Annotated in this window: 9 protein-coding genes; 4 read left to right on the top strand and 5 right to left on the bottom strand. The window is 72.3% G+C overall.

The window, feature by feature from the left end; all coding sequences use genetic code 11:
- Together RZ84_RS41030 and RZ84_RS12920 are read right to left on the bottom strand one after the other, a co-directional pair.
- Nucleotides 1-979: ATP-binding protein (locus tag RZ84_RS41030; protein ID WP_277816870.1), on the bottom strand; the 979-nt coding region annotated here is incomplete at its 3' end.
- A gap of 8 nt (nt 980-987) precedes the next feature.
- Nucleotides 988-2595 carry a carboxyl transferase domain-containing protein gene (locus RZ84_RS12920; RefSeq protein ID WP_241777684.1) on the bottom strand — a complete coding sequence of 536 codons (1608 nt, stop codon included), beginning with the start codon at nt 2593-2595 and terminating at the stop codon, nt 988-990.
- Nucleotides 2596-2837: 242 nt separating this feature from the next.
- Here RZ84_RS12920 and RZ84_RS12915 point away from each other — a divergent pair, with 242 nt between their 5' ends.
- The 3 genes from RZ84_RS12915 (at nt 2838) to RZ84_RS12905 (ending at nt 5667) form a co-directional block, all read left to right on the top strand.
- A complete protein-coding gene (locus RZ84_RS12915) occupies nt 2838-3464 on the top strand; it encodes an SACE_7040 family transcriptional regulator (protein WP_043264439.1) in 627 nt (208 codons plus the stop codon).
- Nucleotides 3465-3591: 127 nt separating this feature from the next.
- Nucleotides 3592-4749, top strand: coding sequence for an acyl-CoA dehydrogenase family protein (locus RZ84_RS12910; RefSeq protein WP_043264438.1), 1158 nt, complete (start codon nt 3592-3594; stop codon nt 4747-4749).
- 21 nt (nt 4750-4770) lie between these two features.
- Nucleotides 4771-5667 carry an acyl-CoA thioesterase gene (locus tag RZ84_RS12905; RefSeq protein WP_043264437.1) on the top strand — a complete coding sequence of 299 codons (897 nt, stop codon included), beginning with the start codon at nt 4771-4773 and terminating at the stop codon, nt 5665-5667.
- Between the two features lie 25 nt (nt 5668-5692).
- On the opposite strand, the gene RZ84_RS12900 is transcribed toward RZ84_RS12905, so the two are convergent.
- Nucleotides 5693-6484: a phosphatase gene (locus tag RZ84_RS12900; RefSeq protein WP_043264436.1), complete on the bottom strand. Its 792-nt coding sequence runs from the start codon at nt 6482-6484 to the stop codon at nt 5693-5695.
- Between the two features lie 164 nt (nt 6485-6648).
- Here RZ84_RS12900 and speB point away from each other — a divergent pair, with 164 nt between their 5' ends.
- Complete coding sequence (speB, locus tag RZ84_RS12895) at nt 6649-7620, top strand: agmatinase (RefSeq protein ID WP_043264435.1); 972 nt, start codon at nt 6649-6651, stop codon at nt 7618-7620.
- Nucleotides 7621-7684: 64 nt separating this feature from the next.
- Here speB and RZ84_RS12890 read toward each other — a convergent pair whose 3' ends face one another.
- Both RZ84_RS12890 and RZ84_RS38890 read right to left on the bottom strand, forming a co-directional pair.
- Nucleotides 7685-9907, bottom strand: a complete 2223-nt coding sequence (locus RZ84_RS12890) for an SUKH-4 family immunity protein (protein ID WP_043264434.1) — start codon at nt 9905-9907, stop codon at nt 7685-7687.
- Nucleotides 9904-14139: toxin glutamine deamidase domain-containing protein (locus RZ84_RS38890; protein ID WP_241777683.1), on the bottom strand; the 4236-nt coding region annotated here is incomplete at its 5' end. The genes RZ84_RS12890 and RZ84_RS38890, both read right to left, overlap by 4 nt.

Below are 14139 nucleotides of genomic sequence, written 5' to 3'. Positions count from 1 at the left end.
CGGGGGCGCCCCGCCCCTGCCACTCCACCAGGTCGAGGCCGGTGACCAGTTCGGTGACCGGGTGCTCCACCTGGAGGCGGGTGTTCATCTCCATGAAGAAGTACGAGGACGGGTCCTTGCCGGGGACGATGAACTCGACCGTGCCGGCGCCCCGGTAGCCGCAGGAGCGGGCCGCCTGGACGGCCGCGGCGCCCATCGCGGCGCGGGTGGCGTCGTCCAGCAGGACCGACGGGGCCTCCTCGATGATCTTCTGGTGGCGCCGCTGGAGGGAGCACTCGCGCTCGCCGAGGTGCAGGACGGTGCCGTGGCCGTCGGCCAGGACCTGGATCTCGATGTGCCGGGGGCGGTCGATCCAGCGCTCCACGAGCAGCGTGTCGTCGCCGAAGGAGGCGCGGGCCTCGCGGCGGGCGGCGGCGATCCCGTCGGCCAGCAGGGCCGCGTCCCGGACCAGCCGCATGCCCTTGCCGCCGCCCCCGGCGGACGGCTTGAGGAGGACCGGGGTGCCGATCTCCCGTGCGGCGGCGGCCAGTTGGCCGTCGTCCAGGCCGCTGCCGGAGGAGCCGGGGACGACCGGGACGCCGGCCGTGCGCACCGTCTCCTTGGCGCGGATCTTGTCGCCCATGAGGGCGATGGCGTCGGCGGGCGGCCCGATGAAGACCAGCCCGGCGGCGGCGCAGGCGCGCGCGAAGTCGGCGTTCTCGGCGAGGAAGCCGTAGCCGGGGTGGATCGCCTGGGCGCCGGTGCGGGCGGCGGCGGCCAGCAGCCGGTCCGCCGACAGATAGCTCTCGGCGGCGGGGGCCGGGCCGATCCGTACCGCCGTGTCGGCCTCGCGGACGTGCCGGGCGCCGGCGTCCGCGTCGCTGTGGACGGCCACCGAGCGGATGCCCAGCGCGCGCAGTGTGCGGATGACGCGGACCGCGATCTCCCCGCGGTTGGCGACCAGGACGGTGTCGAAGCGGCCGGTGTCGAAGGTGCTCATAGGTCCTCTCACATCCGGAAGACGCCGAAGCGCGGTGCTGCGCTGTCCCGTTGGGGGAGCGGGGCGTTGGCACAGGCGGTCAGCGCCAGGCCCAGGACCTGGCGGGTCTCCAGCGGGTCGATGACCCCGTCGTCCCACAGCCGCGCGGTCGCGTAGTAGGCGTTGCCCTGGGTCTCGTACTGCTCGCGGATCGGCGCCTTGAAGGCGTCCTCGTCCGCGGCGCTCCACTCCTCGCCGCGCGCCTCCAACTGGTCGCGCTTGACGGTCGCGAGGACGGAGGCGGCCTGCTCGCCGCCCATCACGGAGATCTTGGCGTTGGGCCACATCCACAGGAAGCGGGGGGAGTAGGCCCGGCCGCACATCGAGTAGTTGCCCGCGCCGTAGGAGCCGCCGATGACGACGGTCAGCTTGGGGACCCGGGTGCAGGCCACGGCCGTGACCATCTTGGCGCCGTGCTTGGCGATGCCGCCCGCCTCGTAGTCGCGGCCGACCATGAAGCCGGAGATGTTCTGGAGGAAGAGCAGCGGGATGCCGCGCTGGTCGCACAGCTCGATGAAGTGGGCGCCCTTCTGGGCGGATTCGGAGAACAGGATGCCGTTGTTGGCGATCACGCCGACCGGGTGGCCGTGCAGGTGCGCGAAGCCGGTGACCAGGGTCGTGCCGTACTCCGCCTTGAACTCGGCGAAGCGGGAGCCGTCGACGAGCCGGGCGATCACCTCGCGGACGTCGTAGGGCGTACGCGAGTCGGTGGGCACCATGCCGTAGAGCCCGGCCGGGTCGACCTTGGGCTCCTCGACGGGTCGTACGGACCAGGGGAGCGGGGCGCGGTCGCCGAGGGTGGAGACGATGGTGCGCACGATGCGCAGCGCGTGCGCGTCGTCCTCGGCGAGGTGGTCGGTGACCCCGGAGGTGCGGGCGTGCACCGCGCCGCCGCCCAGTTCCTCGGCGGTGACCACCTCGCCGGTGGCCGCCTTCACCAGCGGCGGGCCGCCCAGGAAGATCGTGCCCTGGTCGCGGACGATCACCGCCTCGTCGCTCATGGCGGGGACGTAGGCGCCGCCCGCCGTGCAGGAGCCGAGCACGGCGGCGATCTGCGGGATCCCGGCGCCGGACATCCGCGCCTGGTTGTAGAAGATCCGCCCGAAGTGCTCGCGGTCCGGGAAGACCTCGTCCTGCTTGGGCAGGAAGGCGCCGCCGGAGTCGACGAGATACAGGCACGGGAGGCGGTTCTCCAGCGCGACCTCCTGGGCGCGCAGATGCTTCTTGACCGTCATCGGGTAGTACGTACCGCCCTTGACCGTCGCGTCGTTGGCGACGATGACGGTCTCCCGGCCGCTCACCCGGCCGATCCCGGCGATCACCCCGGCGGCCGGCGCGTCCCCGCCGTACATCCCGTCCGCGGCCAGCGGCGCCAGCTCCAGGAAGGGCGAGCCGGGGTCCAGCAGGGCGTCCACCCGGTCGCGGGGCAGCAGCTTGCCGCGTGCGGTGTGCCGCGCCCGGGCCTTCTCGCCGCCGCCCAGGCGGGCCGCGGCGAGCTTCGCGCGCAACCGGCCGGCCAGCTCGCGGTGCGCGGCCTCGTTGGCCCGCCAGGAGTCGGACGCCGGATCGTCCCCCACGCTCGACTGCTCCCCCACTCTCAACTCTGTTCGAGCGGGGGGACCCCCATGCGCGGGGGGACCCCCACCACTCCCCAGCACCGGTGCCTGCTCGATGCCGTCCATCGCCATGAGCCCCCTTGCTCGGTCGGCTGCCCGCCGGGCGCCCGCGGGGTGTGCGCCGGAGCCAGGCGGGTTAATGGGCGTTAACCTCATTTCCTTCAGGTTAACGAGCACTAACCCGGCTGTCTACAATTGACGGCATGAGTAATACGCAGGCCCCCGCCCCTACCAGCCGCCGCGAGCAGATCCTCAAGGAGGCCGCCCGGCTCTTCGCGGAGCGCGGGTTCCACGGCGTCGGCGTGGACGAGATAGGGGCGGCCGTGGGCATCTCGGGGCCCGGCCTCTACCGGCACTTCGCCGGCAAGGACGCGATGCTCGCCGAGCTGCTGGTGGGGATCAGCGAGCGGCTGCTGGCGGGCGGCCGGATGCGGGTCGAGGAGGGCGGCGACAGCCCCGAGGCGGTGCTGGACGCGCTGATCGACGGGCACATCGACTTCGCCCTGGACGACCGTCCGCTGATCACCCTGCACGACCGCGAGCTGGACCGGCTGCGGGAGGCCGACCGCAAGCGGGTGCGGCAGCTCCAGCGGCAGTACGTGGAACTGTGGGTCGAGGTCGTCCGCCGGGTCCACCCCGGGCCGTCCGAATCCCAGGCGCGGGCGGCGGTGCACGCGGTCTTCGGCCTGCTGAACTCCACCCCGCACCTCGGCCGGCCCGGCTCGCTGCCCGGCCGCACGGAGATGGCGCGGCTGCTGCACCGGCTGGCATTGGGGGCGTTCGGGGCGGTGGAGGAGGAGCCGGCAGTGGCGGTCCCGGCCGCCGGATAGGAGCGGACGCCGCCGCTGGGCAGCCACCGGGCAGCCACCGGGCAACCTCTGGACAGCTTCAGCGACCCGCGGGTAGCTTTCGCTGAGCAAACGCTTAGCCAGGCATGGCGGTGAAGGAGGCCGAGGCATGCGCCGGACGGTGTTCAACGAGGATCACGAGGCGTTCCGGGAGACCATACGCGCCTTCATCGAGGCCGAGGTCGTACCCGTCTACGACGACTGGTACGCCGCCGGCCAGGTCCCCCGCGACTTCTACCACCAGCTCGCCGAACTGGGCGTCTTCGGCATCCGCGTCCCCGAGGAGTACGGCGGCGCCGGCATCGACTCGCACAAGTTCGAGGCCGTGATGTACGAGGAGACCGCCCGCGCCGGCGTCACCTTCGGCGGCTCCGGCGTCCACGTGCTGCTCGGCCTGCCGTACATCGAGATGCTCGCCACCGAGGAGCAGAAGAAGCGCTACCTGCCCAAGTTCGTCTCCGGCGAGGAGATGTGGGCCCTGGCGATGACCGAGCCGGGCACCGGCTCCGACCTCGCCGGCATGAAGACCACCGCCAGGCTCTCCGCCGACGGCACCCACTACGTCCTCAACGGCGCCAAGACCTTCATCACCGGCGGCGTGCACGCCGACCGCGTCATCGTCTGCGCCCGCACCTCCGCTCCGCGCGAGGACGACCGCCGCCACGGCATCTCCCTCTTCGCCGTCGACACCACGTCCGAGGGCTACTCGGTCGGCCGCAAGCTCGACAAGCTCGGCCTGAAGGTCTCCGACACCGCCGAACTGGCCTTCGTCGACGTCAAGGTGCCCGTCGAGGACCTGCTCGGCGAGGAGAACAAGGGCTTTGCCTACCTCGGCCGGAACCTGCCCTCCGAGCGCTGGGGCATCGCCTTCGGCGCCTACGCGCAGGCCAAGGCCGCCGTCCGGTTCGCGCAGCAGTACGTGCAGGAGCGCACCGTCTTCGGCAAGGCCGTCGCCTCCTTCCAGAACACCAAGTTCGAACTGGCCGCCTGCCAGGCCGAGGTGGACGCCGCCGAGGCCGTCGCCGACCGGGCGCTCGAGGCCCTGGACGCCGGCGAACTGACCGCCGCCGAGGCCGCCTCCGCGAAGCTCTTCTGCACCGAGGTCGCCCACCGCGTCATCGACCGCTGCCTCCAACTCCACGGCGGCTACGGCTTCATGAACGAGTACCCGATCGCCCGCCTCTACGCCGACAACCGCGTCAACCGCATCTACGGCGGCACCAGCGAGGTCATGAAGTCCATCATCGCCAAGTCCATGGGCCTGTAAGGGCGTCAGGGCCGCACGCACGTGAACGACGCACTGAAGTCGCTGCTCGATCTGCTCGCCCTGGAGCGGATCGAGCAGGACATCTTCTGCGGCGAGAGCCGCTCCTCGGTTGTCCCCCGGGTCTTCGGCGGTCAGGTCGCCGCCCAGGCGCTGGTGGCGGCCGGCCGGACCGTTCCGGAGGACCGGCCGCCGCACTCGCTGCACGCCTACTTCCTGCGCCCCGGTGACCCCGGCGCACCCATCGTCTACACCGTCGACCGGATCCGCGACGGGCGGTCCTTCACCACCCGGCGGGTGGTCGCCGTCCAGCACGGCAAGCCGATCTTCCACCTCACCGCGTCCTTCCACGCACATGAGGAGGCGACGCTGGAGCACCAGGAGCCGATGCCGGCCGCGCCGGATCCGCTGGAACTGCCCACCGCCGCCGAGGTGTTGCCCCGCCACGCCGAGCGGTACCTCCCCCCGGGCGTCGCCGAGCGGCTGCTGGAGGCCCGCGCCGCGATCGACCTGCGGTACGTCGACGAGCCGCCCTACGTCACCGTCGGGCAGCCGCGCGACCCCCGGTCCCAGGTCTGGTTCCGCACCCACGGCAAGCTCGACGGCGGCGGCGAGATCCCCCGCCCGCTGCTCGACGTCTGCCTGGTCACCTACGTCTCCGACATGACCCTGCTGGACTCGATCCTGCTGGCGCACGGCCGCGGCGGCTGGGCGGTCGGCGACGTGGTCGGCGCGAGCCTGGACCACGCGATGTGGTTCCACCGCCCGCTGCGCGCCGACGAATGGCTCCTCTACGACCAGGAGTCGCCCACCGCCCAGGGCGGCCGGGGCCTGGGCCAGGGCCGCATCTTCACCGCCGACGGCCAGCTGGTGGTGTCGGTGATCCAGGAGGGCGTCGTCCGGGTGCCGTGGGACGGCTGACGCCGGCCGTCCCGGCCCTCCGGGGTCAGCGCAGGTCGGCCGCCGCCAGCAGGTAGCCGGTCAGCGGGTCGTAGTGGCGCGGGCTCGCGACATGGTCGTCCAGCGGCACGGTCACCTGGAGCGTGCCCTCGGCCTCGGCCAGGAAGAGCGCCGGGTCGTTGCAGTCCGCGAAGCCGATGGTGGCGATGGAGCGCTGGCCCGCGCAGCCCGCCCAGCCGTGATCGGCCATCACCAGGTCCGGCAGCGGGCGGCCGGCGCGCTCCAGGCCGTCGAGGACGGCGGCCATCGGCGCGGGGGAGTGGGTGTGCCACAGCGTCGCACCGCGCTCCAGCATCGCCACGTCGCCGAACTGGAAGACCATGCCGTCATCGGCCCGGAGCCCGTCCGGGACGACCACGATCTCGCAGCCGCGTTCGCGCAGCGCCTGCGCGGTGGCGCGGTGCACGTCCAGCAGGCCGCCGGGGTGGCCGGTGGCGAACAGCACCCGCTGGCGGTCCGCGGCTGCCTTGCGCAGCACCGTGGCGGCGCGGTCCAGGGCGTCCACCGTGCGCTCGGGGTCGATGGTGTCCTGGCCCTGCCGGTGGTGCGGGTCGTCGCTGACGCCGCAGCGTTCCGCCATCACGGCCAGCACGTCCTGCTCGTCCGTCCAGCGGTCGCCCAGCTCCAGGCCGAACCAGTAGTGGCGGTCGCCGTTCGCGAGCCTGCGGTAGTGGAGGAGGTTGTTCTCGCGCGGGGTGGCGACGTCCCCCGCGATCCGGGTCCGGACGAGCTGGTCGATGAGTTCGGCACGCGAGGGGGCCGTAGCGGCTATCGGCATAGCGCCATTGTGCCCGGACGGCTCCGAAGGGGCCGGGGCTTCCGCAGAGTGGTCACCGGCGCGGTCACCGCCCCGCACCGCATGGACAGAAAGTCGAACGGCGACTGTCCGATCCGCGCAAATGTCCATGTGCCGGGCTCCCGGCCGACCCTACCCTCACCCTCATGACCACCGCATCGCACGAGCCCGTGGGCCCCGTCGACTCCTCCCGTATCCCGCGCTACGCCGGGCCGGCGACCTTCGCCCGGCTGCCCCGCCTCGACGAGGTCGGCGGGCGGGCCGATGTCGCCGTCGTCGGCGTCCCCTTCGACTCCGGCGTCTCCTACCGGCCCGGCGCCCGCTTCGGCGGCAACGCCATCCGCGAGGCGTCGCGCCTGCTGCGCCCCTACAACCCGGCGCAGGACGCCTCCCCGTTCGCACTGGCCCAGGTCGCGGACGCCGGCGACATCGCCGCCAACCCGTTCGACATCAACGAGGCCGTCGAGACGGTCGAGGCCGCCGCGGACGACATCCTCGCCACCGGCGCCCGCATGATGACGCTGGGCGGCGACCACACCATCGCCCTGCCCCTGCTCCGCTCGGTCGCCAAGAAGCACGGCCCGGTCGCCCTGCTGCACTTCGACGCCCACCTGGACACCTGGGACACCTACTTCGGCGCCGAGTACACCCACGGCACCCCCTTCCGCCGAGCCGTCGAGGAGGGCGTCCTCGACACCTCCGCGCTCTCCCACGTCGGCACCCGCGGCCCGCTCTACGGCAGGAAGGACCTCACCGACGACGAGAAGATGGGCTTCGGCATCGTCACCTCGGCGGACATCTACCGCCGCGGCGCCGACGAGGTCGCCGACCAGCTCCGCCAGCGCGTCGGCGACCGGCCGCTCTACATCTCCATCGACATCGACTGCCTCGACCCGGCCCACGCCCCGGGCACCGGCACGCCGGAGGCGGGCGGTATGACCTCCCGCGAACTCCTGGAGATCCTGCGCGGCCTGGCGTCCTGCAACCTGGTCTCCGCCGACGTCGTCGAGGTCGCGCCCGCCTACGACCACGCCGAGATCACCGCCGTCGCCGCCTCGCACACGGCGTACGAGCTGACCACGATCATGTCGCGGCAGATCGCGGACGGGCGGGGCTGACCGGTAGCGCATACCGGACCGCCGGCGGGCGCGGGGCCCGCCGGCGGTTTCCGTTTCCGGGCGCCTACTCGTTGTGCAGCGGGTACGTCCAGGCGCCTGCGGTGGCGCCGTGCCAGTCGACGGTCCACAGGGCGTCGTCGATGTGCTGGCGCAGGAGGTGGGCCTCGTCGCTGTTCTCGACGTCGGCGAGGATGCGGCGGCCGGTGAGCCAGAGGGCGGCCATGGTCAGGAAGTTGTCCAGGCCGGTGGCGACCAGGACGCCGCCCTCCGCGGTGGGGTCGTCGATGCCGCCCGGGCGGCGCAGGATGTGGCCGGTCGGTCCGTCGATGAGGATTTCGCCGCCCATCCACATGCCGATCTGGAAGAACGGGCCGGTTTCCGTGGGCTGTTGCGGGTGCCCTTCCGGCCACGGGATCTCCCACAGGAAGCGTTCGTAGGACGGTTCGAAGCGGAGTCCCCGGTCGGTGATGTCGGGGAGTCCGGTCCCGGTGAGGACGCGGCGGGCGGTGGGGTCGGTCAGGCCCTCCGGGAGGTCTTCGGTGGCGGTGGTGACCCACACCTCGGCGCCGTGCAGAGCGGTCAGGTCCTGCGGCGAGGGGTCGGGGGCGTCGGCGGGCCGGGCCGCGCCGGCCGCCGTGGTGGCGCCGAGCAGGGGACTCGCGTCGGGGCTGCGGAGCCCGGCGGCATCCTCACCCGGCTCCGGCCGTACGGCGAAGAGGCCGCCGGCGCCGGCCACGACGATGGTGGGATCGGGGGCGTCGGCGGTCAGCGAGACGAAGAGGATTTCCTCCAGGGCGCCTTCCCAGTCGTCCGCGGCGGGCGCTGCGCCGCGGAGTTCGCGGAGGGCCGCCGGGCCGGGGGTGTCGTGGTCGCCGGCGGCCCAGGTCAGGGCCGGCCGGGCCGCGGCGGGGAAGTCCTCGCCGGTGGCCCAGGGACCGGCGAGGAGTTCGCCGGAGGCCGGGTCCCATACGCGGATGCCGTTGCCGCGTCCGCCGTCGGAGAGCACGGCGGGGCGGCCCTGCCACCGTACGGAGAACAGATTGCCGATCGAGCCGGGGCGGAGGTAGGTGTGGTGGTAGCCGCCCGGCGGGCGCCAGTGGGTCCAGAGGGTCCGCCAGGGGAGCCGGATGCCCGAGCGCTCGACGGCGCCGGCGAACGCGGTGTCGTTGCGGGCGGTGGCCATGAGGTGCAGCCATGCCGCCCAGGTCGGCTGGTCGGTCCGTGCCAGGCCGTACATCTGGAGGTGGACGGCGTCGGCGGCGGGGTTGTTGCCGGGAAGGGAGCCGTCATAGGCGCAGTGCGCGGCGTCGAGGAGGGCGGCCTGGGGGAGGTGCGCGACGACGGTGCCGTCGGCGAGCAGTTCCGCGAAGAGGCCGGCCTGGACGGCGTGCATGGCGATGCCCTCGGCGGCGTAGCGGCCGATGCCGCCGGAGGCGGCCCAGCCGTCCGGGTGCCGGAAGCCGGCCGCCCGCTCCCGCAGCCAGCTGACCATGTGGCGCCCGACGGCGCCGAGGAGTTCCGGGCCGTGTGCCCGGCGGATCGCGTCGGCGGTGCCGTCGTCGCGGAAGCTGACCCGGCCGTCCGCGTAGCGGAGGTGGTCGGCGAACTGCTCTGCCAGGGAGGCCAGTTCGGCATCGTCGGCGGGCGGCCCGGGGGTGTATGCGGGGGCGGGTGCGGTGAGACCGGCGGCGGTGACCGCCACGATCAGCTCGCGCCATACGGCCGGCGGGACCTGCCGGGGTTCCGAGAACGCGAGCGCCTGCACGGGCAGCGGCAGCTCTTCGGACCCCGCCTCGGCCGGGGCGTCGAGGCACAGGGTGACGCTTCCGGTCCGCTGCCGGTGGTCCGCGGGCACGGCGAGGACCACGCCGAGGCCGTCGGTGATGCCGAGCCGAACGGCCAGCTGATTCACCAACTGCTCGGGCTGGGCGGAACGCCGGGTGGGACCGGCGGACGGGGCGTGGCTGATCAGGACCAGGTGGTCCTCGCCCAGTTCTTCGACGGCTTCGTCCCAATCCCACGGCGAGCGGGCGGACTCCGGGACGCCGATGCTCTCCAGCAGCTCCTGGAGCAGCTCCTCCGCCGTCCTGCCGGTGGCGTCGAGCAACACACTGCCCGGGACGTTCTGATGCACCCGCCGCACCACGGTCTCGACGGCCGGGCCGTCCCGTTCCGCGGCGAGCTGTACCCTGCCCGCGTCGTCGCGGCCGTTCTCCCACCAGTCGAGGACGCGGGCAACGGCCTCTTCGGCGGTGTGGCGGGGGTGGTCGGGGGTCGGTTCGGTCACGCGTCGCTCGCTTGCGGCTGAACGATGTGCAGCATCGACTTGGCCCAGATCGCGCCCACGGCCGACAGATGCTTGTCCATCTCGGCTTCCATCTTCCTCTCCGGCTGCGACCTTACCTTGCCCACCTGGTTGTTGATGTTCTTGCTGATCGTCCTCAGGGCATCGCGGCGCTGCTTTTCGTCGGGAATCTGCTTCGCCTTGTCGATCTCGGCGGCGTACTGCTGATGCAGCTTCTCGCGCTCCTGCTTGCGGGCCTCCACACCGGCCGGGTCGGTGCGGTACGTCGTGCTGTAGTACACCGGCTTGCCGTGCATGGACTCGTGGCTTTCGAGCAGCTTGGAGCAGTGCGCATGCCCCTGGCCCGAACCGCAGGGCTCGCGTTCCGTGTACAGGCTGGCGACCGTGTACTTCTTCCCGTCGGGCTGTAGCGAATTCTGCCGGTCCACCCAGTCCAGCAGGTGCTTTTCGGAGTGCCTGGGCGTCACGGCCTGGGAACCGGCGGGGACCGACGAATCCACGATGTACGTGGTCTTGCCCTCGTGGTCCTTCACCTCGACCACCGCGTAATTCTTCCCGGAGAAGTCGGGCTTGTGCCGGTCGACGGAATCGACGATCGCATTGACCTCGTCCGAATTCGGCCGGGCCTTCTTGCTGCCGGTGAGCTGTTCGTGCAGGGACGCGATGTCTTTTCGGGTATCGGCGTCCCGGCGGTACTTGGTCGGGAAGTTGGAATTGGCGTCCTCGCGGGCCTCGGCACTTACGGACCGGTCATACGCCTTGGCCGGGTCCGGGGTTCCGTCGGCGCGGTTGCCGGCGTTCGCGTACGGCTGGGAGTCGTGGTGCGGGTTGTGACCCACGCCCTGGCTCTCGTGGTAGTCGCTGCTGACGCGGGCGAGCGTGGCGACGACGGCCATCCGCTCGCCGTCGTTCATCCGCCGGAACTCGTCGCCGAGGTGGTGCTCCAACTCCTGGTGACTGAAGGCGGTCGGCGGGACTTCCTCACCGTCCTTGAGCGCCTTGCGCTCCGCCTCCAGACGGCGGTGGGACTCCTCCAGGAGACCGGACAGCCGGCCGTCCTCCGCCCAGTGACGCATCTGGTCGTGGACATGGTCCAGCTCGATGCGGTGGACGGGCGACTCCTCGCGCAGGGAGTGCTGTTCCGCGTCCGGTTCCAGGCCGTGCTGCTTGGCGTCGGGCGCTTCCCTGTCCGGCATCGGGCGCCGGTCATGGTCGTGCCCGGCGTCCGGCATGGGCTCGTCGTGATCGCCGTGGTGGTCCACCTTGGGCTGCTTGTGCGCCGGCCCTTCCCCGTCGATCTCCATGGGTTCCGGGGAGAGCGGGTGCTTCTGTCCCTGGTGCTGCGGACCGGACGGATCGGGCGGCGGCAGCGCACCGGGCCGGCGGGGCACCGGAGCCTCGTGCGGTTGGCCGGAGTTATGGCCGGAGTTGCCGTGCGCCGGTGAGTGCTCCGCGTTCGGGTGGTGCTCGGAGTTCGCGTGCTCCGGGGCGGTGTGGTGCTCCGAGTCCGTGTGGTGTTCCGGGGTGGTGTGGTGGTCCGGGTGCGTCGGGTCGGAGTGGTGCGGGGCGGGCTCCTGCGCGGGGTCGTTGGCGTGGTGTGCCCCGTTGCCGTCGTGAGTGCTGTTGCCGTGGTGAGTACTGTGCGCGCCGTCACCGTCGTGGGCGGTGTGGGCGTCGTGAGCGCTGTGGGCGCTCGGTGTGTCGTGGTGCGGGTTCGGGGTGCCGTGCGGCGTTTCGGTGTGGTGGGTGTCGTTCTTGCCGGCGGGGGTGTGGTGCGTGTCGGGCGTACCCGCCGGGTGCTGGGTGCCGCCACCGTGCTGCTGGTAGGGGTTGTGCTGCTGCGGGTGCTGCTGCTGCGGGTGCTGCTGATGCGGTGCGGGTGCCTGCTGCTGCGGGTGCTGCGGCTGGCCCTGGTGCGGCTGTTGGTACGGGTGGTGGGGTTGCTGGCCCTGGTGCTGCTGGTAGGGGTTCTGCGGCTGGTGTGGCTGGTGTTGCTGGTACGGGTTCTGGGGCTGGTGTGGCTGGGCCTGCTGGTAGGGGTTGTGCTGCTGGTGCTGGCCGTACTGGTGCTGCTGCGGCTGGCCTTGGCCCTGGTGCTGCTGCGGCTGGTGTTGAGGCTGTGGTGCCTGCTGGTGCTGCGGCTGCTGGTTGTGCGGCTGCTGCGGCTGGGGCTGGTGGGTCTGAGGCTGCTGCTGCGGCTGGTTCTGGTGCTGCTGTGCCTGGTTCTGCTGAGGGGGCTGGTGCTGGTTCTGCTGGGGGTGTTGGGCCTGAGCCTGTTGTTGGTGTTGGGCCTGGGCCTGGTGTTGGGCCTGGTTGGGCTGCTGGTTCTGGTGGGCCGCGGGGTCGTACGGGTTGCGGTTGGCGTCGAGGGTCAGGTGCCAGACGCCCTCGGCGTGGGTGTGGATGGGCTGGTGGCTGATCTGGCCGGTCTGGCTGTCCACCCATACGACGCGACCGTTGTGGTTGACCGCGTTGAAGACGTGCGCACCGCCGCCGCTGCCGTCGGGGTTCTTCGGCCAGGTGACGAGGACGGCCGACGCGGAACCGTGCCCGGACTGCTGGAGTTCGTGGGCGATGTTCTGGTATGCGTCGTGCGAATTCTGGCCGGAGTTCCGGAAGGTGGTGCCTGCCCACTTCTGGATGTTGTTGGTGCCGTCGCGCTCACCGCTGACGCGGTCCAGGCCGCCGTGCCCGTCGTTGTCGTACGTACGGACCGCGGAGACCTGGGGGTTGCCGTACCAGGACTCCATGAACGAGCGGGTGCAGTCGGCGCAGTTGTTGGAGCGGCCGGGGACGGACGGTCCGCCGTCGTTCTGGTAGCGGGCCCACGGCTGGAACGGGTCGGCATGGACCTGCGGGGTGCCGTCCGGGTTGCGCGGGAAGTGGTGTTCCAGCGCCTGCTGGTCGTGCGGGAAGGGTGAATACAGGCCGCTGGGCTGGTGGTTGAGGCTCGCCCGGATGTCGTTGAGGTTCGGCCGCGGGGGGTGGTTGGGCTGCTGGTCGTGGTGCTGCTGCGGGTGTTGTGGCTGCTGGTGGTGGTCCTGGGGCTGCTGCTGGTTCTGGGCGTGCTGCTGGTTCGGGTTCTGGTGCTGGGGCTGCTGCGGGTGCTGTTGGTTCTGCGGGTGGTGCTGGTTCTGGGGGTTGTGCTGCTGGTTCGTCGGCTGCTGGTGCTGGCTCTGGGGCGTGGGCTGCTGACGGGGGTCCGGGCGGTGCGGCTGCTGCTGAGGGTGCTGCTGCCGCGGGTCCGGGTGGTGGGGCTGCGGCTGGTTCTGGTTGGGGTGCTGCTGCTGTTGCGGGTGCGGCTGGTTCTGCGGGTGCTGTTGCGGCTGCTGCTGGTTGGGATCGTGCGGGCGCTGCTCCTGCGGGCGCGGCTGCTGGGCATCCGGGCGGGGACGCGGCGTGTCCGGACGGGTGGCGTCGGGGCGACGCGTGTCCGGCCGGGTGTTCTCCGGGCGCGGCTGAGTGTTCTCCGGGCGTGGGGTGTTGGGGTGTTGGGTGTCCGGGTGGGTGTTTTCGGGCCGGGGAATGTCCGGTCGGGTGTTCTGGGGGCGCGGGGTGTCCGGGCGGGGCTGGGCCTGGTCAGGACGCGGCTGCTGACGCGGGTCGGGGTGCCCGTTCTGCGGGTGGTTGCGGGGGTCGTCCGGATGTGGGGCGTCCGGGCGGGGGCGCGGTGTGTCCGGGTGCGTGGCCTCGGGGCGCGGGGTGTTCGGGTGCGCGTTGTCCGGGTGGGTGGTGTCCGGACGCGGCACGTCCGGCCGGGTGTTCTCCGGGCGCGGCTGCGCGTTCTCCGGGCGTGGGGTGTTGGGGTGTTGGGCGTCCGGGTGGGTGTTCTCCGGGCGCGGCTGGGTGTTCTCCGGCCGGGGAACGTCGGGCCGGGTGTTCTCGGGGCGGGGGACGTCGGGCCGGGTGTTCTCGGGGCGCGGGTGGGTGGCGTCCGGGCGCGGCTGGTTGGTCTCCGGACGCTGGTTGTGCGGGCCCTGCTGATCCGGCCGTACGGGTTGGGTCTGCTCGGGGTGGGTGTTCTCCGGGCGTATGGGCTGGGTCTGTTCGGGGTGCGCGGTGTTGGGGCGGATCGGCTGGGTCTGCTCCGGGCGCGCGTTTTCCGGGCGTACGGGTTGGGTCTGCTCGGGGCGGGTGTTTTCCGGGCGGACGGGCTGCGTCTGCTCGGGGCGGGTGGCGGTCGGGGGGACCGGCTGGGTCTGGTCCGGGTGTTG

It is taken from the genome of Streptomyces sp. CT34 (genome assembly GCF_000805335.1).
Taxonomy (GTDB): Bacteria; Actinomycetota; Actinomycetes; order Streptomycetales; family Streptomycetaceae; genus Streptomyces.
The sequence above is the reverse complement of the archived record's forward strand: the minus strand, read 5'-3'. Positions and strand labels throughout refer to the sequence as shown.

Excerpts from the sequence above, each read along its gene's own strand:
- speB (WP_043264435.1), top strand. The coding sequence starts at position 6,649 with ATGACCACCGCATCGCACGAGCCCGTGGGCCCCGTCGACTCCTCCCGT.
- RZ84_RS12910 (WP_043264438.1), top strand. The coding sequence starts at position 3,592 with ATGCGCCGGACGGTGTTCAACGAGGATCACGAGGCGTTCCGGGAGACC.
- RZ84_RS12900 (WP_043264436.1), bottom strand. The coding sequence starts at position 6,484 with ATGCCGATAGCCGCTACGGCCCCCTCGCGTGCCGAACTCATCGACCAG.
- RZ84_RS12915 (WP_043264439.1), top strand. The coding sequence starts at position 2,838 with ATGAGTAATACGCAGGCCCCCGCCCCTACCAGCCGCCGCGAGCAGATC.